We start from the raw sequence: 20,803 nt of genomic DNA, 5'->3' as shown, positions 1-20,803 counted from the left end.
TCGCTCAGTCGAGGAGCGCTGCCACCTCGTGATCGGTGAGCGTGGTGGTGGGCACGCGGCCTTCCGAACGCACCAGTTCCACGGCCCGGAACAGGGGGCGTTCGGGAAGGCCCGCGCCGCGCGCCTCCGCACGGAGCTGCTCGATGAGCACCGACGCGATCGCGGCGGCCGGCACCAGTTCGCTCGTCGTCAGGGCGTCGGCCAGCCTGCGGAGCCCGAGGATCTCGAGTTCACGGCCGCCGTCGGTCGTGTAGAGGGCGAGCGGTATCGCGAGGCTCCCGTCGGGGTCCGTGATCCGCACGCTCACCTCGCTGACCCGAGCCGAACGGACCACCAGTTCCGCCGCGACCGCCCTCGTGACGTCGACGTGCCGGCTACGCAGTCCCCCGGTCGACCGGATTCGCCCGGTCTGCAGTGTGACTCGACGCCGCAACGTGAGGAGCGCGGAGGCGGCGGTCGGGACCGCGATCACGGCCCCGACCGTCACACCGACCCACACGGGCCCGAAGAACCCGACGATGACGCCGACCACCACACCGATCAGCACGGCGATCGCCGCGACCCGCTTGAGTCGCGGCGCGATCAACTCGATCGGAACGAGGTCGAGTGACACCGGCGCGGTGTCGTCACGCGCCAAGGATGGCTCCGACGCGTGCGACGACATCCGCCGAGGAGACCGATTCCTGATCTCCGGTGGCGAGATTCTTGATTCCCACCGTCCCGTCGGCGATGTCGCGGTCGCCGAGCACGAGTGCCAGCGCGGCGCCGGATCGGTCGGCGGCCTTCATCGCGCCCTTCACCCCGCGGTTGCCGTACGCGAGATCGACTCGAATCCCCTGGGCGCGCAACTGCTGAGCGATCACCACCAGCTTCGCCTTCGCTTCCTCGCCCAGCGGGACGCCGAAGACCTCACAGCGGGCGGTCGAGCCTGCGGTCTTGCCCTCGGCAGCGAGCGCCAGGACGGTCCGGTCGACACCGAGCCCGAAACCGATGCCGGACAGCGGCTGACCGCCGAGCTGAGCCATCAGACCGTCGTACCGTCCGCCGCCACCGATACCCGACTGCGCGCCGAGACCGTCGTGGACGAATTCGAACGTCGTCTTCGTGTAGTAGTCGAGGCCGCGGACCATTCGCGGGTTCACCACGTACGGCACACCCAGCGCGTCGAGGTGTGCGAGCACCTCGTCGAAGTGCGCCTTCGCCGTGTCCGAGAGGTGATCGAGCATGAGCGGTGCGTCCGCCGTCATCTCGCGCACCTCCTTGCGCTTGTCGTCGAGCACGCGCAGCGGGTTGATCTCCGCCCGCCGACGCGTCTCCTCGTCGAGGGGAAGCGCGAACAGGAACTCCTGCAACCGTTCCCGGTACTGCGGCCGGCACGTGTCGTCACCGAGGGAGGTGATCTCCAACCGGAACCCGTCGAGGCCGAGGCCGCGGAAACCGGCGTCGGCGATGGCGATGACCTCGGCGTCGAGGGCGGGGTCGTCGACACCGATGGCCTCCACCCCGACCTGCTGCAACTGGCGGTAACGACCGGCCTGCGGGCGCTCGTAACGGAAGAACGGTCCGGCGTAGCTCAGTTTCACCGGCAACTGGCCGCGGTCCAGGCCGTGTTCGATCACGGCCCGCATGACGCCCGCCGTGCCCTCCGGCCGCAGGGTCACCGAACGATCACCGCGGTCGGCGAACGTGTACATCTCCTTGCTGACGACGTCGGTGGACTCGCCGACGCCGCGGGCGAACAACCCGGTGTCCTCGAAGATGGGAAGTTCGATGTGGCCGTATCCGGCCAGTCGCGCAGCGCGCGTGAGTCCGTCACGGACCGCGACGAACTCGGACGACTGCGGCGGGACGTAATCGGGGACGCCCTTGGGGGCGGAGAAGGTGCTGGCTTTGCTCACTGTCGTTACTTTTCCTTATTTCGATCCCGAGAGTCCAACGAGAAAGGGGTTCGACCCACGTTCGGCGCCGACGGTGCTCGACCCGCCGTGCCCGGGCAGGACCGCGGTGTCGTCGGCGAGGATCAGAAGCTTGTCGGCGATGGACTGCAACAACTGTTCGTGGTTGCCGCCGGGCAGGTCGCTGCGGCCGATCGACCCCTGGAACAGCGTGTCACCGGTGAGGGCGATCTCGACGGGGCCGTTCTCGGTGGCCACGCGGGTCCGGAAGACCACGGACCCCTGCGTGTGCCCCGGGGTGTGGTCCACAGCGAACGACATCCCGGCCTGCTCGATCACGTCGCCGTCGGCAAGCGCGATCACCTCGCCGGGCTCGACGAACGTCATGCCCTCGATGAACGGCTTCATCGTCGGTCCGATGCCGCGGCCGGGGTCCGACAGCATGTACCGGTCCTCGGGATGGATGTACGCGGGGATACCGAACTTCTCGCAGACGTCGTAGGCGTTCCAGACGTGGTCGAGGTGACCGTGGGTCAGGAGCACCGCGGTCGGCGTGAGATTCGACTGGTCCAGGAACTCGAACAACGGTTCGGCGGCGTCCTGTCCTGGGTCGACGACGACGCATTCCTGGGCATCGTCCTGCGCGAGGATGTAGCAGTTGGTCTGAAACATCCCGGCCGGGAATCCTGTGACGAGCACCTGTGAGGCTCCTGTTCGAGTGGACATTGCAGTCGCTACAGCCTAAGCCGCCGCCCCGGCAGGATGTTCTCAGGTTCGGATGGCAGACTCTGGAGGTCGTGTGCCGGGGGTAGTTCGCACCGACCAACTGCTATATCGATCGACCGACTGCCAGACAGACCGATACGGGAGGACCACCGCAGTGCCGAGCAACGAGCAGCGCCGGGAAGCAGCCAAACGAAAGCTCGAGCGTCAGCTCGAACGCCGCGCCGACAGAGCACGCAAGCGTAAGCAGCTGACCATCGCCGGTTCGGTGCTCGGTGTCGTGCTCGTGGTGGCGGCGGGCGCCGTCGTCTTCGCCCTCACCAGCAGCGACGACGACGCGACGGAAGCGTCGGCGGCCGAGTCGGTGTCGGCGTCGCCGCAGTCGCCCGGTGTGATGCCGGCGGGCCGGTCCGAACCGCTGCCCGAGAAGGTGTCCTGCACGTACACCCCCGGCACTCAGCCGCCGGCGAAGCAGGTGAACCCGCCGCGCACCGACGACATCGACACCACCCTCCAGGAAGTCAGCGTCAGCATGCAGACGACGCAGGGCAACATCGGCCTGATCCTGGACAACGCCGACTCCCCGTGCACCGTCAACAACTTTCTGAGCCTGGCGAGCCAGAACTACTTCGACAACACCCCGTGCCACCGGCTCGTCACGTCCGAGGGACTGAAGGTCCTGCAGTGCGGTGATCCCACGGGCGCAGGCACCGGCGGTCCCGGTTACGGCTTCGCCAACGAATTCCCCACCGACCAGTACGAGGCATCGGATCCGTCCCTGCAGGTGCCGGTGACGTACCCGCGCGGCACCATCGCGATGGCCAACAGCGGTCAGCCCGACAGCAACGGCAGCCAGTTCTTCCTCGTCTACGCCGACTCGCAGCTGCCCCCGCAGTACACCGCGTTCGGGAAGGTCGACGAGACCGGTCTCGCGACCATCGAGAAGGTGGCGGCGGCCGGTGACGACGGATCGATGCAGGCCGGCGGCGGCAAGCCGAACCTGCCTATCGACATCACGTCCGTCCGGATGGACTGAGTCTCGTGTGAGGATGGACCGATGAAACGCACCTCGATCCTCGTCGCAGGCGTGAGCCTCGCGGTCCTCCTCGCCGGCTGTTCGGATTCGTCGGACTCCGGCGGCACGTCGACCGGCACCTCGTCGAAGGCGGCCCCCACGAGCGCGGCGGAACAGTCGCTCGATCTGTCCAAGTTCGGCACGCTGCCGCCGGTCCCGGCGCCGGCCGCGGCCACCGTGGACTGCACGTATCCGGCCGGGCAGCCCGCCGCCAAGGACGTCACCCCGCCGCCCACTTCCGGGGTCTCCACCGAAGGCACCGTCCCGGTCGACCTCCAGACCAGCGCCGGACCGATCGGCCTGGTCCTCGACCGCGCCGAAGCCCCGTGCACGGTCAACAGCTTCACGAGTCTGGCCCAGCAGGGCTACTTCGACGACACACCCTGCCACCGGCTGACCACGGAGCTCGGCCTGCAGGTCCTGCAGTGCGGCGATCCCAGCGGGAAGGGCACCGGCGGACCGGGCTACGGATTCACCACCGAGTACCCGGAGACGGCGTTCGCGCCGAACGATCCGGCACTCGCGAATCCGGTGGTCTACCCGCGCGGCACCGTCGCGATGGCGAACAGCGGGACACCCGGCAGCAACGGCAGCCAGTTCTTCCTCGTCTACGCCGACTCGGTGCTCCCGCCCAACTACACCGTGTTCGGGACGATCTCCGAGGAGGGCCTCGCGACCGTCGAAAAGATCGCGGCGGACGGCGACGACGGATCCATGTCCGCAGGCGGCGGCAAGCCCAACACCCCGGTCCAGATCGAGACCGTGAAGGTCGGCTGACCCTCTCCCCCCGGCTACACGAACGGGACGGTCGTTCGATCAGATCGAACGACCGTCCCGTTCGTCATTGCTACGCGGCGGACGTCACCCGGTACACGTCGTACACGCCCTCGACGTTGCGGACCACGTTCAGCACGTGCCCGAGGTGCTTCGGGTCGCCCATCTCGAACGTGAACTTGCTGATCGCCACCCGGTCGCCGGACGTCGTCACGGACGCCGACAGGATGTTGACCTTCTCGTCCGCGAGCGCCTTCGTCACGTCCGACAGCAGCCGGTGCCGATCGAGCGCCTCGATCTGGATGGCCACCAGGAACACCGACGACGGCGACGGCGCCCACTTGACCTCGATGATGCGCTCGGACTGCTCCTGCAGAGAGCCCGCGTTGGTGCAGTCGGTGCGGTGAACACTGACCGCGCCGCCCCGGGTCACGAAACCCATGATCTCGTCGCCGGGAACCGGTGTGCAGCACTTGGCCAGCTTGGCGACCGTGCCCTCCGCGCCGGGAACGAGCACGCCCGCGTCGCCGGTGCTCCGAGGGCGCATCGGCATCGTGGACGGAGTCGACCGCTCGGCCAGCTCCTCCTCGACGTCGCCGACACCGCCCAGGTGAGCCACCAGACGCTGGACGACGTGCTGCGCCGACACGTGGCTCTCACCGACGGCCGTGTACAGCATCGACACGTCGGTGTAGTGCAGTTCGTGCGCGATGGACGCCATCGATTCGGCGTTCATCAGGCGCTGCAGCGGCAGCCCGACCCGCCGCACCTCCTTCGCGATGGCGTCCTTGCCCGCCTCGAGCGCCTCTTCACGACGTTCCTTGGCGAACCATTGCCGGATCTTCGTCTTGGCGCGCGGGGAGACGACGAACGTCTGCCAGTCGCGGCTCGGGCCTGCGTTGACGGCCTTCGACGTGAAGACCTCCACGACCTCGCCGTTCTCGAGCTTGCGTTCGAGCGCCACCAGCCTGCCGTTGACCCGGGCGCCGATACACCGGTGCCCGACCTCCGTGTGCACTGCGTACGCGAAGTCGACGGGTGTCGACCCGGCGGGCAGCGTCACCACGTCGCCCTTGGGGGTGAAGACGAAGATCTCCTTGACCGCCAGGTCGTAGCGGAGCGACTCGAGGAACTCACCCGGGTCGGCGGCCTCACGCTGCCAGTCGAGGAGCTGACGCATCCACGCCATGTCGTCGACCTCGGCGACGTCACCGGAGTGCCTGCCCTTGGTCTCCTTGTACCGCCAGTGCGCGGCGATACCGAACTCGGCGGTCCGGTGCATGTCGTGGGTGCGGATCTGCACCTCGAGGGGTTTGCCCTCCGGCCCGACCACGGTGGTGTGCAGCGACTGGTAGACGCCGTACCGCGGCTGCGCGATGTAGTCCTTGAACCGGCCCGCCATCGGCTGCCACAGCGAATGGACGACGCCGACGGCCGCATAGCAGTCGCGGACCTCGTCGCACAGGATTCGCACGCCGACAAGGTCGTGGATGTCGTCGAAGTCGCGGCCCTTGACGATCATCTTCTGGTAGATCGACCAGTAGTGCTTGGGCCTGCCCTCGACGACGGCGTTGATGCGCGACGCCGTCAACGTCGCGTTGATCTCCGCGCGAACCTTCGCGAGGTAGGTGTCGCGGGACGGCGCACGGTCTGCGACGAGCCGCACGATCTCGTCGTACTTCTTGGGATGCAGGATCGCGAAGGACAGGTCCTCGAGTTCCCACTTCACGGTCGCCATGCCCAGCCGGTGGGCCAGGGGCGCGATCACCTCGAGCGTTTCGCGGGCCTTGCGGGCCTGCTTCTCGGGCGGCAGGAACCGCATGGTCCGCATGTTGTGGAGCCGGTCGGCCACCTTGATCACCAGCACGCGGGGGTCGCGGGCCATCGCGATGATCATCTTGCGGATGGTCTCGCCCTCGGCGGCGTTGCCGAGTACCACCTTGTCGAGTTTGGTGACGCCGTCGACGAGGTGGGCGACCTCTTCGCCGAACTCGTCGGTCAACTGCTCGAGGGAGTAGCCGGTGTCTTCGACGGTGTCGTGGAGCAGGGCCGCGACCAGCGTGGTCGTGTCCATCCCCAGTTCGGCGAGGATGCTGGCGACGGCGAGCGGATGCGTGATGTACGGGTCGCCCGACTTGCGGCGCTGGCTGGCGTGCCGCTCCTCCGCGACGTCGTAGGCGCGTTGCAGGAGCGCCAGGTCCGCCTTCGGATAGAGCTCGCGATGCAGGCTGACGAGCGGTTCGAGAACCGGCCGGATGGTCGTGTTCCGCTGACCCGTGATGCGCCGGGCGAGTCGCGCTCGTACCCGGCGCGATGCGGACGCCGGAACGGCGAATCCCTGTGCTCCACGGTTGTTACCGGAAGCCGGGTTCGCTGCAGGTGACTCGGCATCGGATTGCGCAGACGAGGTTGATCCCGTGTTCTGCGACCGATCAAGATTCGAAGTCATGCCGTCACCTCCTACCACTGAAATGGCTCGGGCCGTGCGGCCCTGGTTGGTCTCGGGCATGCGCCCCGGTGGCCGTGACGACCACCAGGCACAACTTTAGTACTCAGATCGTGACGAGGGACGTGAGCGGGTACTTTCCGAGCCGCTCCCGGCCACCCAGCGCGGCGATCTCCAGGACCACGGCGACACCGATCACCCGGGCACCTGCGGATTCCACCAGTCGTGCCGTGGCGTCGAGGGTTCCGCCGGTGGCCAGGACGTCGTCGACGACGAGCACCGAGCGCCCGTCCAGACCGATCGATCCGCTCGGAATCTCCAGCGTGGCCGTTCCGTATTCGAGGGTGTACGACTGCGACAGCACGGGCGGCGGCAGTTTGCCCGACTTCCGCACGGCCACCACACCGGAGCCCAGTTCCCGGGCGACGCCGCCGCCGAGGAGGAACCCCCGCGCGTCGACGGCGGCAATCACGTCCGCCTCCGGGGCGCAGGCGGCGAGCGCGTCGACGACGACGCGGAAACCGTCCGCGTCGGAGAAGACCGGCGTCAGATCGGCGAACCGCACCCCGGGTTGCGGAAAGTCGTCGGCCCACCGGGTGAGCCGGTTTACGGCGTCACGCGCCGAAGAATGGTCGATCACCTGCGCAGAACCCACCTGTCCATGTTCCAGCCGGCGCCCGAACGCGTCGGATTGATTGCTCCCGCCTGCAAACCTGTTGCGAACGCGACGGTCCGCGGCTGGTCGAACAGCGGCACCGTGGGCACGTCCGACCACAGGATGTTCTCCGCCTCCGTCGACAACGACAGCTGGGTGGCGGTGGAGCTGTCGACCGCGAGTTGATCGACGATCTGATCGACGCGGCCGTTGCTGTAGTCCCCGAAGTTCGATCGGATACCGCTGCGGAGGGCGTACATCGCGGTCGTGGCCGCCGCCGTGCCCGCGGCGCCGGGAGCGGCGGCCGTGCCAGCGAGGACCACGTCCACCTGCCCCTCGCGCAGCATCGACGGCGTGAACTCGGGCGACGCGACGTCCTGCACGGTGATACCGGCCGGGGCACACGCCGCTGCCACCGCCGCCACGATCTCGGCGCGACGCGGGTTCGGACCCAGGTATCCGACGCGGACGGTCGCCGACGTGTTGCCGGTGTCGGCCAGTGCATCCGCCGCCGCTGCGGTGTCCGCCGTCTCGTACCGCCCGCCGACGGCACCGGCCACCGACTCGTGAACAAGACTGTCGGGGGCGGTGACCCGGGTGTCGACCGGGCCCCCGGACGCCGCGCCTGCCTCGTCCGGCTCCGTGGCGATCCCGAACTTCGACGCCAGCTCCTCCCGGGGCAGGCACGCCGCGAACGCCCGCCGTCCGGCCGCGTTCTCGAACAGGCCCGAGGTGGACAGGACGAACTGCTCGACGCTGCGCGACGGCACCTCCGTCACGTCGAACCCGCCGAGATCCAGGTCCGGTGCCGATCCGGCGGCGACGTCGACCACCTCGACCGAACCGTCACCGATCCGCGCACTCACGTCGGAAGACTTGGGCCACACCACGATCCGGGACGTGGCCGGACGGTTCCCCCACCAGCGGTCGTTGGCCACCAGCACGAGGCCCTCATCCTCGGAGAACGATTCGACCTTGTAGGGGCCGGACGCGGGGAACTTGGCGAGGTCGAGGTCGCCGGGCGCCATCGTCCATCCGTCGTTCCAGAAGTCCGCGACGCGCGTCAATGCGTCCGCGTCCGAATTCTGCACGGCGGCCACGATGTCGGGCACGCCGGCAGCACTGGCGACCACGTGCGCCGGCATCATCGACGTCGCGTCGAACAGCGACTTCCAGTCGGTGACAGTGCGTCCCGCCTTGAACGTGACGACGGCATCCTTCGCGCCCGTCTGGCAGTCGACCCGGTCGATGTCCGAGTAGCCGGCGGTGCTCGCCGCATCGAACATCGGGAAACGGCCACTGTTCGCCGCCCACGTCAGCACCAGATCGTCGCAGGACATCGGTACGCCGTCGGAGTAGACGGAGTTCGGATTGAGCTTGTACTGGATCGTCAGGGCGTCCCCGGGCATCGCGTTGGCGGTGCCGATGTCCGTGTCGGCCACCGGTCCGCCTTCCGGCCCCGTGTAGTTGAACCCGGGCAGAACCCGCGCGAACGCCTGACGCGCCCCCGACACCGCACCCGCGACGCTGTTGGCGTTGTAGGTGGTGACGGTGTTGTCGATGGCGTACCCGATAGACGGGATCTGCTCACCCTCCTCGGAACATCCGACGAGCGATCCGCCGAGGACCACGGTCGCGAGGAGGCCGGCACCCGACACGGCCGTAATCCGGCCGCGTCGGGTGTGCGCACCGCGCCGGGTGCTGTGCGATGCGGGCATGTCAGTGCCTCTTCTTGTTGCGCTTCCCGGTGGGACGTGAGCCCGGAGTGGGTGCGGTCGCCGCCGACCGGCGGCGCGGGACGGCGGCGACCGCCGCGGATGCTGCGACTTCGGCCGCCGGGGTACCGGCCTTCTGGGCACCCCCCTGTGCCAGGGTCGCTCGGCGAGCGAGGACCTTGCGCGTGTGCGCGGCCACCGGACCCCACCGCTCCTTCAGCGTGACCAGCAGGGGGGTCGCGAAGAAGATCGACGAATAGGCGCCGACGATGATGCCGACGAGCTGCACCAGCGCCAGGTCCTTCAGCGTTCCGACACCGAGCATCCAGACCGCGACCACCATCAGCGCGAGCACCGGCAACACGCTGATCAGCGTGGTGTTGATGGACCGCATCAGCGTCTGGTTGATCGCCAGGTTCGCCTGCTCGGCGTAGGTGCGACGGGTCAGATGCAGAATCCCGCGCGTGTTCTCCTCGACCTTGTCGAACACCACCACCGAGTCGTAGAGCGAGAAACCGAGAATGGTCAGCAGACCGATGACGGTCGCCGGGGTCACCTCGAAGCCGACGAGCGAATACACACCGGCGGTCACGGCGATGTCGAAGAACAGCGCGACGATCGCGGCGATCGCCATGTCACGCTCGAACCGGACTGCGATGTACACGCTCACGATCACCAGGAACACAAGCAGCGCGATCAGCGCCTTCTGGGTGATCTGCCCGCCCCACGTCTCGCTGACGTCGGCGATGCTGATCACGTTCTTGCTGACGTTGCCGTCACTGTCCTTCGGCTGGAACTCGTCGTACAACGCGTCCTGAAGCGTCACCACCTGCGCCGCGTCGAGTGCCTCGGAGCGGATCTGCACGGTCGCGCTCGAACCCGAGCCCACCGTCTGCACCGAGACGGGATCCATGCCCAGCGCCTCGGAGTAGACCTCCTCCACCTGCGCGGTCTCCACCCCGCCGCCGGCGGGGAACTGGATCCGCGATCCACCCTCGAAATCGATACCCAGGGTGAACCCGCGGACGAGGATGCTCAGCAACGAGATCAACACGATCGTGCCGGTCAGGATGTAGTAGAAGCGCCGCCGCCCGACCACCTCGAAGGCGCCGGTTCCGGTGTAGAGCCGCGACAGCAGGCTGTGCTGGGGCATCGACGACTGGTTGACGCCCGAATCGGACAGCGAAGACTCGGGGTCCGTCTGCGACGCAGACTGGGACGTGGTCGATTCGCTCATACTCGTGACTCCTTCGCCGACGCTGCGGCAGCCTTGCGTTCCTTGGCGATCTGCTGCACGGCACCCAGCCCGTTGACACCGGGCTTCGACCAGAACGGCGACTTCGAGGCCAGGTGGACCAGCGGCCACGTCACCAGGAACACCACGACGACATCGAGGACGGTGGTCAGGCCGAGGGTGAACGCGAAGCCGCGCACCTGGCCGATTGCGAGGACGTACAGCACCGCGGCGGCGATGAAGCTGACCGCGTTACCGGACAGGATGGTCCGGCGTGCACGGGCCCAGCCGCGCGGAACCGCGGACCGGAAGCTGCGTCCCTCCCGCATCTCGTCCTTGATTCTCTCGAAGAACACCACGAACGAGTCCGCGGTCATACCGATACCGATGATCAAACCGGCGATGCCCGCGAGGTCGAGGGTGAAATTGATGTACCGGCCGAGCAGCACCATGATCGCGTAGACCATCACACCGGACAGCACCAGCGACAGCGCCGTCAGCACCCCGAGCATGCGGTAGTAGAGCAGGCAGTAGAGCAGCACCAGGACCAGACCCACCAGACCGGCGATGAGACCGGCCTCCAGCGAGGCGAGACCCAGCGTCGCCGACACGGTCTCCGCCTCCGACGCCGCGAACGACAGCGGCAGCGAGCCGTACTTCAGGGTGTTCGCGAGTTCTTTCGCGCTTTCCGCGGTGAACGAGCCGGTGATCGACGTCGAGCTGCCTGCGGGTGTCGCGCCCTGGACGACCGGTGCGCTCACCACCTTGGAGTCGAGCGTGAACGCGGCCTGCTTGCCGATGTTCTGCGACGTGAACGTGGCCCAGGTGTTGCTGCCCTCGGACTTGAACGTCAGGCTCACCTCGTGCCGCGACTGCTGGGAGTTGTAGCCGGACGTCGCGTCGGCGATCTCCTGTCCGTCGATGATCGCCGGTTCGAGCAGGTACACGGCCTGACCGTCGGTGGAGCACGCGACGAGCGGCAGGGCCGGGTCATCGTTGCCACGCAGCGGGTCGGGCACGCTGCAGTCGAGTGTCGCCATGGCCTGCTGCTGTACGGCCGGGTCGGTGCTCTGACGCGTGGCCCGCGCTGCCGCGATCTCGTCGGCCGCCTCGGCGGTCTCGGTACCGGACGCGTCGGCGGGCGCCGGTTCCGCGGTCGGAGCCGGCTCGGGAGAGGTCGACGGATCCTGAGCCGGGAACGGCCGGTTCTGGGGCGCAGGAGTCTCGGTTCCGGCGGGAGTCGGGGCCGGCGTCTCACCGGCGGCGGGTGCCTGCGTGCCGGCAGGAGCCGCGGCCTGCGACGTCTGGACGGGACGGACGTACAGCCGCGCCGTCTGGCCGAGCGAACGCGCCTGTGCGCTGTCGTCGCCGGGGACGGTGATGACGAGGTTGTCGCCGTCGATGACCACCTCGGAGCCGGACACGCCGAGTCCGTTCACACGGGTCTCGATGATCTCCTGGGCCTGCCGCAGGCTGTCCGGTGTCGGCTTGCTGCCGTCCGGGGTGCGTGCGGTGAGGGTGACTCGGGTCCCACCTTGCAGGTCGATGCCCAGCTTGGGTGTCGCGGACTTGTCGCCGGTGAAGAACACCAGGGCATACAGAACCGCCACGAGCACCGCGAAAACGGTGAGGTAGCGGACGGGATGCACCGATCCTGTGGAAGGTGCCACGATCTCTATGTCTCCTCAGTACGTGCAGTTCGGGTGGGAACGTTCACAGCGCACCGAACCGGCAACGCAGGGCTGTGCCCCGGTTGCCGCGCCCGGGGCGCCTGCGACGCGACGGCTGCGGAATTACGCCGCGGAAGCGTCGATCAATCCTTGTTCAGCCGCGGCGTGCTGTCGCCGCCGTTCTCACGATCCTCGCGCACGATGTCGGTGGCGGGGGCCTCGGCGTCGATCGACTCGTGGTCGATGGAACCGTCACCCTGCAGCGGGGCGTCGACGATCTGCTCGCGGACGACGAGACGCGACCACGTGGTGACCACGCCGGGAGCGATCTCGAGGTCGATCGTCTCGTCGCCAATTGCGACGACGGTGCCGTGCAGACCGGCAGTCGTGAGGATGCGGTCGCCGACCGAGAGCGAGTCCTGCAGAGCGCTCACCTTGGCCGCCTCCTTCTTCTGTCGGCGGATCCCCAGGAACATGGGGACGAGCAGCGCCAGAATCAGGAGCGGGAAGAGAAAATCCATCTGTAAGTCAACCTCGAGGTATGTCGCACGGTCCGAAGCACTGGTCCCGGTTGGACCGATGCAATACACCAGTGTGCCATCACCGGCCCGGACACCGGTTCGCTCGGCACGAGGCGGGCGTTTCTCCGGGGGTCGATCAGGGGTCTTCCGGATCGAACAGGGAGGCCTGCGGCTCGTTGACGCGGACCTCGATTCCGCCGGTCACAGCGTCGGGCGGCGGGGTCAGGCCCAGTTGCGTCCACGCGGCGGCCGTGGCGACACGGCCGCGGGGTGTCCGGGCGATCATTCCGGCGCGGACGAGGAAGGGCTCACACACCTCCTCGACGGTGGCGGGCTCCTCACCGACCGCGACGGCCAGGGTGGACACCCCGACCGGGCCGCCGCCGAAGCTGCGCACGAGGGCACTGAGAACGGACCGGTCGAGACGGTCGAGTCCCAGTTGGTCGACGTCGTAGACGGCGAGGGCAGCATGGGCGATCTCCCGGGTGACGACGCCGTCCGCCCGGACCTCGGCGTAGTCGCGAACGCGGCGGAGGAGGCGGTTGGCGATGCGGGGCGTGCCCCGGGACCGGCTCGCGATCTCGGCGCCGGCCTCCTCGCCGAGTTGCACTCCGAGAATGCCCGCCGATCGCATGAGGATCTGCTTCAGTTCCGCGGGTTCGTAGAAGTCCATGTGTGCGGTGAAGCCGAACCGGTCGCGCAGCGGTCCGGTGAGTGCCCCGGAGCGCGTGGTGGCCCCGACCAGGGTGAACGGCGCGACCTCGAGGGGAATGGACGTGGCACCGGGCCCCTTGCCGACCACGACGTCGACCCGGAAGTCCTCCATCGCGAGGTAGAGCATCTCTTCGGCAGGCCGGGCGATGCGGTGGATCTCGTCGATGAACAGCACGTCGCCCTCGACGAGATTGCTCAGCATGGCGGCCAGATCGCCCGCCCGTTCCAGCGCCGGACCCGACGTCAGCCTCAGCGAGGATCCCAGTTCGGCGGCGATGATCATCGCCATGCTGGTCTTCCCCAGCCCGGGCGGACCCGAGAGGAGGATGTGGTCGGGGGTGCCGCCGCGCATCTTGGCGCCGGTCAGGACGAGTTGCAACTGCTCCCGGACCCGCGGTTGCCCGATGAAGTCGTGGAGGTTCTTCGGCCGCAGGCTGGCCTCGATGTCGCCGTCGCCGGCGACGAGATCGGCCGAGACCGGTGACTCCTCGTCGTAGTCGCCGCCGGGTTCGGGATTCATCTGGTCTTCCCGAGCAGGGAGAGGGCGGAGCGCAGCGCGGACGACGTGGTCGACTCGGGCGCCTCGGCGAGGACGGCGTCGGTGGACTGTTCGGCCTGCTTGGCGGGGAATCCGAGCCCGACGAGGGCTTCGACGATCTGGTCGCGGACCGATCCGCCGCCGCCCGCACCGAGCGGCACCGCCCCGGCCGTGGACGCGACGGCGTCGACCTTGTCGCGCAGTTCGACGACCATCCGCTCCGCCCCGCGCTTGCCGATGCCCGGCACCCGCGTGAGCGCCGTGACGTTGCCCTCGGCCAGCGCTGCCCGCAACGCGTCGGGTTCGAGGACGGCGAGGGTCGCCATCGCCAGGCGCGGGCCGACTCCGGACACGGTCTGGAGCAGCCCGAACAACTCCTTGGACTCCGAGTCGGGGAACCCGTACAGCGTCATCGAGTCCTCGCGGACGATCATCGCCGTGACCAGCCGGGCCTCGGTTCCCCGCTGCAGTCCGCCGAGGGTGGCCGGCGTCGCGTTCACGCGGTATCCCACTCCGGCGGATTCGATCACCGCATGGTCGAGGGCGATCTCGAGCACCTCGCCGCGGACGGACGCGATCATCGTGTACCTGCCTTCTTCACTTCGGCCAGTCGGGCCTGGTAGCGACGTTTCTGTTCGGCGGCGGCGGCTTCGGCGCGGGCCATGCGTTCGATCATCGGAGCCCGCCAGCAATGGCAGATCGCCAGTGCCAGCGCGTCCGCCGCGTCGGCCGGTTTGGGTGCGGCCGCCAGTTTGAGGATGCGCGTCACCATCGCCGTCACCTGAGCTTTGTCTGCCGAGCCGCTCCCGGTGACGGCGGCCTTGACCTCACTGGGGGTATGGAAACACACGGGGATGCCGCGGCGCGCGGCGGCGAGGGCGACGACGCCACCCGCCTGCGCGGTGCCCATCGCGGTGCGCACGTTGTGCTGGGAGAACACCCGCTCGATCGCCACGACCTCAGGCCGGTGCAGATCGATCCACGATTCGGCCGCTTCGGAGATGCGCAGCAGCCTGGACGCCAACTCGAGGTCGGCCGGGGTCCGGACCACGTCGACGGCGATCGGGGTGACGGTGCGGCCGCTCCCGCCGTCCACCACTCCGAATCCGCACCGGGTCAGACCGGGATCCACACCCAGCACACGCACGCAAAGCCACCTCTCCCACGCCGAACAGCTGTTCGATAGCTTAGCCGTGGGGTCGGACGAGTCGGCGCATCAACACGCAGGACGGGGCGCGGCGAGCGAGCACCGCTCCCCCGCCCCGCCCCGCGCCGTGCGATCAGTCGTCGAGTTCCGCGAGCACCTCGTCGGACAGGTCGACGTTGGTGTAGACGTTCTGGACGTCGTCGGACTCCTCGAGCGCGTCGACGAGCTTGAACACCTTGCGGGCTCCGTCCGCGTCGACCGGGACCTCGACGGACGCGCGGAAGTCTGCCTCGGCGGAGTCGTAATCGATTCCCGCCTCCTGCAGTGCGCTCCGGACGGCGACGAGGTCGGTGGGCTCGCTCACGATCTCGAACGTGTCGCCGAGGTCGGTGACCTCTTCGGCACCCGCATCGAGGACCGCCATCAGCACGTCGTCCTCGGTCTGGTCACCCTTCTCCAGAGTGACGACGCCCTTGCGCGTGAACAGGTAGGACACGGAACCGGGGTCGGCCATGTTGCCGCCGTTGCGGGTCATCGCGGTACGCACCTCGCCGGCCGCACGGTTGCGGTTGTCGGTCAGGCACTCGATGAGGACGGCGACACCGTTGGGTCCGTAGCCCTCGTACATGATGGTCTGCCAGTCGGCGCCGCCCGCTTCTTCACCGGCGCCGCGCTTGCGGGCGCGCTCGATGTTGTCGTTGGGGACCGACGTCTTCTTGGCCTTCTGGATGGCGTCGTACAGGGTGGGGTTTCCCGCAGGATCGCCACCGCCGGTACGGGCCGCCACCTCGATGTTCTTGATCAGCTTCGCGAAGGCTTTGCCACGCTTGGCATCGATCACAGCCTTCTTGTGCTTGGTGGTGGCCCATTTGGAGTGGCCGCTCATGCGATTCAAGCCCCTTTCCTGCTGCCTTTGGCACGCCGAATGCGCGGTTTCAGCTTTGACGATGTTACCCGCAGCCCGGCCGCCCCTGCGCGTTCCCGGGGTAACAACTCGCATAAGTCGGCATTGTTTGCATAGAATGCAAACATGTTGATGCGGGTCGACCACAGCTCCACCACCCCACTGGGTGAACAGATCGCCGCCAATGTGCGCGGCGCGTTCCTGCGCGGCGAGATCGGCGCGGGCGATCGGCTCCCCTCCGCCCGGGCGCTGGCCGAGTCCATCGACGTCAACCTCCACACCGTGCTGCGCGCGTACGCCGCGCTGCGCGACGAGGGCCTGATCGACCTCCGCCGGGGCCGGGGCGCGGTCGTCCGCGCCGACACGGACCCGGTACACACCGGATTGACCGAAGCCGCACGCACTTTCGTGTCCGAGGCACGACGCCTCGGACTCGACACCGAACAGATGCTCGACGTGATCAAGGAGACCACCAGACAATGACGACCTCCCGAACGCGCCTCCTCGCCGCAACCTCGGCGATGCCCCTCCTCGCGCTCGTGATCGCGAGACTCGCCTGGAGCGGCGAACTGCCGCCGGTGGTGGCCAGCCACTGGTCCGGCACCGAACCGGACCGATTCAGCGACACGACCACCTACTTCTGGATCGCTGCCGCCGTCTGCGCGGCCGCCACCGCGATCGCCGGCGCCGTGGCGGCGCGGGCCCGCACCGACGCCGCGCTCTGGCTTCCCGCCACCGTTCTCATCGGGTGGACGGTGGCCACGGCCTGGATCGTCAGCGTCGCCGCCACGATCGAGGCGGGCTCGCCCGAAGCGGCGACGCTGGGCTGGTGGATCATCGTTCCCCTCTTGGGAATCGTGTGGGCGATCGCCACGTTCGCCCTGCTCCCCCGGACGTCGCACTCCGCAGAGAACGGTGCAGCGCCGACGCTGCCCGTCCCCCTGACGCCCGGCGAGCGGGCAGCCTGGACCGGATATGCCCGCGGACGGTGGGCGGGCGTGCTCGCTCTCGCCATGGCCGTGGCCGCCGTCGTCTCCGCGCTGGTGGGAGCGCTCTGGCTCGCCGTCCTGTTCCTCGTCCTGACGATCGCCGGCGGCGGCTTCGCCTCGGTGACCGTGCAGATCGACCGCACGGGACTGACCCTCTCGTCGTGGAACGTGCGCTGGCGGAAGATCCCGCTCGACTCGATCGACGAGGCCCGGGTCACCGAGATCCGCCCCGCGGAATGGGGCGGCTGGGGCTACCGCTTCACGCCGCGCGGGACCGCGGTCGTGATCCGCGCCGGCGAGGGCATCGTGGTGACCCGCACCGGCGGCCGCCCGTTCGCGGTAACCGTGGACGGCGCCGCGCAGGGTGCGGCGCTCCTCAACACACTCGTCGCGCCCCGCCCGGCGAGTTAGACCCCGCGGACGATGTCGACGAACAACTCGTGCACCCGCCGGTCGCCCGTCACTTCCGGGTGGAACGACGTGGCCACCACGGAACCCTGCCGGACGGCCACGATCCGTCCGGCGGCCGCGCCGCCCGACTCGGGCACGCGGGCGAGGACCTGCACGTCGTCGCCGACGCGCTCCACCCACGGTGCCCGGATGAACACGGCCCGCATCGGGTCGCCGACGATGCCCTCGAATTCGAGGTCGGACTCGAAGGAGTCGACCTGACGACCGAAGGCGTTGCGGCGCACCGTCATGTCGATCGCACCGAGGTGCTGCGCGTCGGGCCTCGTGTCGAGGATCTCGCTCGCGAGGAGGATCATCCCGGCGCAGGACCCGTAGGCAGGCAACCCGTCGTGCAGGCGCGCCTTCAGCGGTTCGAGCAGTTCGAAGATCTGCAGCAGTTTGCTCATCGTCGTCGACTCGCCGCCCGGAATGACGAGCCCGTCGATCTTCTCGAGCTCCTCCGGGCGCCGGATGCCGACGGCGTCGGCACCCGAATCGTTCAGTGCAGCAAGGTGTTCACGGACGTCGCCCTGCAGGGCGAGTACTCCGACGAGGGGACGGGTCATGCCATGTTTCCTGTCTCGATGTCGCGCTTGTCCTGATCGCGCTGGATGCGGGTCAACCCCTCCTGGACTACGGCGGCGACCATGGTGCCGTTCCGGTCGAACATGCGGCCCTGGGTGAGGGCGCGGCCGAAGCCGGCGGAGGGTGAGGTCTGGTCGTAGAGCAGCCACTCGTCGGCGCGAAACGGGCGCAGGAACCACATGGCGTGATCGAGCGACGCCGTCTGCGTGACCACTCCCGGGTGCGGGACCTTCGACGCGCCGAGGAGCGTCATGTCACTGAGGTAGGCGAGGGTGCAGATGTGGAAGACCTGATCGTCCGGCAGCTTGCTGCGGTACCGCATCCACACCCGTTGCTGCGCGGCGATTCCGGGCGTCTTCCCGGTGGAGTCGGCCGGAACGATGCGGACGTCCCATTCCTTCCACTCCCGGTAGAGATCGGTGGCGGCGAACTCCTCGAGGGTCTGTGCGTCGACGAGCTCTTCGGGGGCGGGGACGGACGGCATCGTGTCCTGATGCTCGATGCCCTCGTCCTCGCTGTGGAACGACGCCGACATGGTGAAGATCGCCTTGCCGTCCTGAATTCCGGTGACGCGCCGCGTACAGAAGGATCTGCCGTCCCGGATCCGGTCGACCAGGTACACGGTGGGTTTCGCGGGATTTCCGGGGCGCAGAAAGTACCCGTGCAGGGAGTGGACCTTGAACGCCTCGTCGACGGTACGGACCGCGGACACCAGCGACTGACCCGCGACCTGCCCACCGAACGTCCTCTTCAGAACAGACGGATGAACCGCGCCGCGGAAGATGTCCTTCTCCAGCGCTTCGAGTTCGAGAACGTCCTCGATGCTCGCCATGAGCCCTCCTTCTGTGCCTGGTCAAGGTTATCCGCCCGGTTCGGGCTCGAGGCACGATGGGTGCCATGACGATGTTCACACCGACGAGCCCGGACGGTCTCGTCGCCCTCGTCACCGAACGCTGCCTCGCCGTTCACGGCACCGCCGTCGTCGCGATCGACGCGCCCGACGGCGCGCAGCCCCTGCCCCTCGCGGACGCGGTGTGCGCGTCGCTGCGGGAGCAGGGCCGCCCCTGTGACGTCGTGTCCCTCCACGACTACGTCCGTCCCGCCTCCCTGCGGTTCGAGCAGGGACGCGACGACGAACTCAGCTACCGCACCCTCTGGTTCGACTACGACGCCCTGAACCGCGAGGTGGTGCGGTCGGTCCGCACCGACCGCCGGTGGTTGCCGCGCCTGTGGGACGAGGACGAGGATCGCTCCGCCCGCTGCGCCCGCGTTCCCGCGGCCGACGGTCAGGTGCTTCTCGTCGCCGGCCCGATGCTGCTCGGCCGGGACCTCGACTTCGACGTCACGGTGCAACTCCATCTGGGCGAGGGAGCCCTGATGCGCCGCACCCCGGCCGATCAACGATGGACCGTGCCCGCCCTGCTGCGCCGTGCGGCCGACGTCACGGTCGAACCCGACCTGCTGGTGCGGTACGACCATCCGCCGAGGCCCGCGGTCCGGGCGGGCAGCTGAGTCCGCTCACGTCGTGCGCAGGAACCGGGTCAGCCCTTCCTGCACGACGGCAGCGACCAGGTTGCCCTTCCGGTCGAAGATCCGGCCCTGCGCGAGCGCCCGACCGAAACCGGCGGACGGTGACGTCTGGTCGTACAGCAGCCACTCGTCGGCCCGGAACGGTCGCAGGAACCACAGCGCGTGATCGAGTGAGGCACCGTTGACCTCGACACCGGGGTGCGGGGTCATGGCGGAACCGATCAGCGTCATGTCGCTCATGTAGGCCAGTGCGCAGACGTGGAAGACGGGGTCGTCGGGCAGCGTCTTGCGGGACCGGAACCACGCCTGCTGCTGAGCGGCCGCACCGCGCCGGCGGTCGACCTCCCCGTGGCCGACCATCCGGATGTCCCAGTCGGACCACTCCTGGGCGAGCCAGGCGATTTCCGGGTCGTCGGAGTCACTGGCGAACGGCAGGGTATCGGGCGGCGGCACCACGGGCATCTCGTCCTGGTGCTCGATGCCCTCGTCCTCGACCTGGAACGACGCCGACATCGTGAAGATCGCCTGACCGTCCTGGACGGCGCTGACCCGCCGGGTGACGAACGACCGACCGTCCCGGATGCGGTCCACGAGGTACACGATCGGCATCGTGGGGTTTCCGGGGCGGAGGAAGTATCCGTGCAGCGAATGCACCATGAAGCGGGGGTCGACGGTGCGGACCGCCGCCACCAGCGCCTGACCGGCCACCTGCCCGCCGAACGTCCGGGGAAGCATGGTTTCGGTCGCTATGCCTCGGAAGAGGTTCTCCTCGAGGGGTTCCACTTCCAGGATCTCTTCGATCGTCGCCATCCACGGCCCCTTCCGATGCTCGTCCGCTGACACTCTCACACGGGTCCCGGGCACCGGCGCACCGCACCGCACGAGGCCCGTGTGAGGGCCTCGTGCGGTGCGAACGGAAGCAGTGCGGCGCCGGGAGCGCCGCGATCGATCACAGATCGATCGTGGGGATCACCAGCCGCGTTCGGCGAGCCGGTGCGGGACCGGGATGTCGTCGACGTTGATCCCGACCATCGCCTCACCCAGCCCGCGGGAGACCTTCGCCAGCACGTCCGGGTCGTCGAAGAACGTGGTCGCCTTCACGATCGCCGCCGCCCGCTCCGCCGGATTACCGGACTTGAAGATGCCCGACCCGACGAACACACCCTCCGCACCGAGCTGCATCATCATCGCCGCATCCGCCGGGGTGGCGATGCCACCGGCAGTGAACATCGTCACCG

At 68.6% G+C, this 20,803-nt stretch carries 21 protein-coding genes and 1 pseudogene; 5 read left to right on the top strand and 17 right to left on the bottom strand.

What is annotated here, in order from left to right:
* Window positions 1-4 precede the first annotated feature (4 nt).
* From HGB39_RS35830 to HGB39_RS35820, 3 genes are read right to left on the bottom strand one after another with little or no spacing between them, the layout of a single operon-like run.
* On the bottom strand, window positions 5-664 hold the full coding sequence (locus tag HGB39_RS35830) for a hypothetical protein (RefSeq protein ID WP_007298695.1): 660 nt from the start codon (window positions 662-664) through the stop codon (window positions 5-7).
* Window positions 627-1,898: a histidine--tRNA ligase gene (gene hisS, locus HGB39_RS35825; protein ID WP_005260893.1), complete on the bottom strand. Its 1,272-nt coding sequence runs from the start codon at window positions 1,896-1,898 to the stop codon at window positions 627-629. The genes HGB39_RS35830 and hisS overlap by 38 nt, the downstream gene beginning before the upstream one ends.
* A gap of 15 nt (window positions 1,899-1,913) precedes the next feature.
* Window positions 1,914-2,594 carry an MBL fold metallo-hydrolase gene (locus HGB39_RS35820; RefSeq protein ID WP_005566972.1) on the bottom strand — a complete coding sequence of 227 codons (681 nt, stop codon included), beginning with the start codon at window positions 2,592-2,594 and terminating at the stop codon, window positions 1,914-1,916.
* 181 nt (window positions 2,595-2,775) lie between these two features.
* Between HGB39_RS35820 and HGB39_RS35815 the strand changes: the two genes are divergently transcribed.
* Both HGB39_RS35815 and HGB39_RS35810 read left to right on the top strand, forming a co-directional pair.
* The gene (locus HGB39_RS35815; RefSeq protein WP_005260891.1) at window positions 2,776-3,654 is read left to right on the top strand and encodes a peptidylprolyl isomerase; all 879 of its coding nucleotides are present in this window, start codon (window positions 2,776-2,778) and stop codon (window positions 3,652-3,654) included.
* 21 nt (window positions 3,655-3,675) lie between these two features.
* Window positions 3,676-4,470: a peptidylprolyl isomerase gene (locus HGB39_RS35810; RefSeq protein WP_005566973.1), complete on the top strand. Its 795-nt coding sequence runs from the start codon at window positions 3,676-3,678 to the stop codon at window positions 4,468-4,470.
* Window positions 4,471-4,540: 70 nt separating this feature from the next.
* Here HGB39_RS35810 and HGB39_RS35805 read toward each other — a convergent pair whose 3' ends face one another.
* The 10 genes from HGB39_RS35805 to HGB39_RS35760 form a co-directional block, all read right to left on the bottom strand.
* On the bottom strand, window positions 4,541-6,916 hold the full coding sequence (locus HGB39_RS35805; protein ID WP_005241006.1) for a RelA/SpoT family protein: 2,376 nt from the start codon (window positions 6,914-6,916) through the stop codon (window positions 4,541-4,543).
* Window positions 6,917-7,019: 103 nt separating this feature from the next.
* The gene (locus tag HGB39_RS35800; RefSeq protein WP_052023982.1) at window positions 7,020-7,553 is read right to left on the bottom strand and encodes an adenine phosphoribosyltransferase; all 534 of its coding nucleotides are present in this window, start codon (window positions 7,551-7,553) and stop codon (window positions 7,020-7,022) included.
* Window positions 7,550-9,286 (bottom strand): ABC transporter substrate-binding protein, encoded by a 1,737-nt coding sequence (locus HGB39_RS35795; protein WP_064080630.1) that lies wholly within the window; start codon window positions 9,284-9,286, stop codon window positions 7,550-7,552. Before HGB39_RS35795 ends, HGB39_RS35800 begins: the two co-directional genes overlap by 4 nt.
* Window position 9,287: 1 nt before the next feature.
* A complete protein-coding gene (secF, locus tag HGB39_RS35790; RefSeq protein ID WP_005260887.1) occupies window positions 9,288-10,520 on the bottom strand; it encodes a protein translocase subunit SecF in 1,233 nt (410 codons plus the stop codon).
* Window positions 10,517-12,187 (bottom strand): protein translocase subunit SecD, encoded by a 1,671-nt coding sequence (secD, locus tag HGB39_RS35785; protein ID WP_043788493.1) that lies wholly within the window; start codon window positions 12,185-12,187, stop codon window positions 10,517-10,519. The genes secF and secD overlap by 4 nt, the downstream gene beginning before the upstream one ends.
* 143 nt (window positions 12,188-12,330) lie before the next feature.
* The gene (yajC, locus tag HGB39_RS35780; protein WP_005564208.1) at window positions 12,331-12,708 is read right to left on the bottom strand and encodes a preprotein translocase subunit YajC; all 378 of its coding nucleotides are present in this window, start codon (window positions 12,706-12,708) and stop codon (window positions 12,331-12,333) included.
* Between the two features lie 136 nt (window positions 12,709-12,844).
* Window positions 12,845-13,942 (bottom strand): Holliday junction branch migration DNA helicase RuvB, encoded by a 1,098-nt coding sequence (gene ruvB / locus HGB39_RS35775; protein ID WP_005564209.1) that lies wholly within the window; start codon window positions 13,940-13,942, stop codon window positions 12,845-12,847.
* Complete coding sequence (gene ruvA, locus HGB39_RS35770) at window positions 13,939-14,541, bottom strand: Holliday junction branch migration protein RuvA (protein ID WP_064080629.1); 603 nt, start codon at window positions 14,539-14,541, stop codon at window positions 13,939-13,941. Before ruvA ends, ruvB begins: the two co-directional genes overlap by 4 nt.
* Window positions 14,538-15,107 (bottom strand): crossover junction endodeoxyribonuclease RuvC, encoded by a 570-nt coding sequence (gene ruvC / locus HGB39_RS35765; RefSeq protein WP_005240990.1) that lies wholly within the window; start codon window positions 15,105-15,107, stop codon window positions 14,538-14,540. The genes ruvA and ruvC overlap by 4 nt, the downstream gene beginning before the upstream one ends.
* A 133-nt stretch (window positions 15,108-15,240) precedes the next feature.
* Window positions 15,241-15,993, bottom strand: a complete 753-nt coding sequence (locus tag HGB39_RS35760; RefSeq protein WP_005260882.1) for a YebC/PmpR family DNA-binding transcriptional regulator — start codon at window positions 15,991-15,993, stop codon at window positions 15,241-15,243.
* Window positions 15,994-16,137: 144 nt separating this feature from the next.
* Between HGB39_RS35760 and HGB39_RS35755 the strand changes: the two genes are divergently transcribed.
* Together HGB39_RS35755 and HGB39_RS35750 are read left to right on the top strand one after the other, a co-directional pair.
* Window positions 16,138-16,494 (top strand): GntR family transcriptional regulator, encoded by a 357-nt coding sequence (locus HGB39_RS35755; RefSeq protein ID WP_005240987.1) that lies wholly within the window; start codon window positions 16,138-16,140, stop codon window positions 16,492-16,494.
* Window positions 16,491-17,411 (top strand): hypothetical protein, encoded by a 921-nt coding sequence (locus HGB39_RS35750; protein ID WP_168442994.1) that lies wholly within the window; start codon window positions 16,491-16,493, stop codon window positions 17,409-17,411. Before HGB39_RS35755 ends, HGB39_RS35750 begins: the two co-directional genes overlap by 4 nt.
* Here the strand turns inward: HGB39_RS35750 and pdxT are convergent.
* Complete coding sequence (gene pdxT, locus HGB39_RS35745) at window positions 17,408-18,016, bottom strand: pyridoxal 5'-phosphate synthase glutaminase subunit PdxT (protein ID WP_005240983.1); 609 nt, start codon at window positions 18,014-18,016, stop codon at window positions 17,408-17,410. The two genes, HGB39_RS35750 and pdxT, sit on opposite strands and share 4 nt — an antisense overlap.
* Window positions 18,013-18,867: an acyl-CoA thioesterase II gene (gene tesB / locus HGB39_RS35740; RefSeq protein ID WP_005260880.1), complete on the bottom strand. Its 855-nt coding sequence runs from the start codon at window positions 18,865-18,867 to the stop codon at window positions 18,013-18,015. The genes pdxT and tesB overlap by 4 nt, the downstream gene beginning before the upstream one ends.
* A 56-nt stretch (window positions 18,868-18,923) precedes the next feature.
* Here tesB and HGB39_RS35735 point away from each other — a divergent pair, with 56 nt between their 5' ends.
* Window positions 18,924-19,547: a nucleoside/nucleotide kinase family protein gene (locus tag HGB39_RS35735; RefSeq protein WP_005565687.1), complete on the top strand. Its 624-nt coding sequence runs from the start codon at window positions 18,924-18,926 to the stop codon at window positions 19,545-19,547.
* Between the two features lie 6 nt (window positions 19,548-19,553).
* Here HGB39_RS35735 and HGB39_RS35730 read toward each other — a convergent pair whose 3' ends face one another.
* Both HGB39_RS35730 and HGB39_RS35725 read right to left on the bottom strand, forming a co-directional pair.
* The gene (locus tag HGB39_RS35730) at window positions 19,554-20,375 is read right to left on the bottom strand and encodes an acyl-CoA thioesterase (RefSeq protein WP_005565689.1); all 822 of its coding nucleotides are present in this window, start codon (window positions 20,373-20,375) and stop codon (window positions 19,554-19,556) included.
* Between the two features lie 159 nt (window positions 20,376-20,534).
* A pseudogene (locus HGB39_RS35725) lies at window positions 20,535-20,803 on the bottom strand (pyridoxal 5'-phosphate synthase lyase subunit PdxS); the annotation flags it as partial.

It is taken from the genome of Rhodococcus opacus, from assembly GCF_012396235.1.
GTDB lineage: Bacteria > Actinomycetota > Actinomycetes > Mycobacteriales > Mycobacteriaceae > Rhodococcus_F > Rhodococcus_F opacus.
Note: the sequence above shows the minus strand (reverse complement) of the source record. Positions and strands in the feature narration are given on the sequence as shown.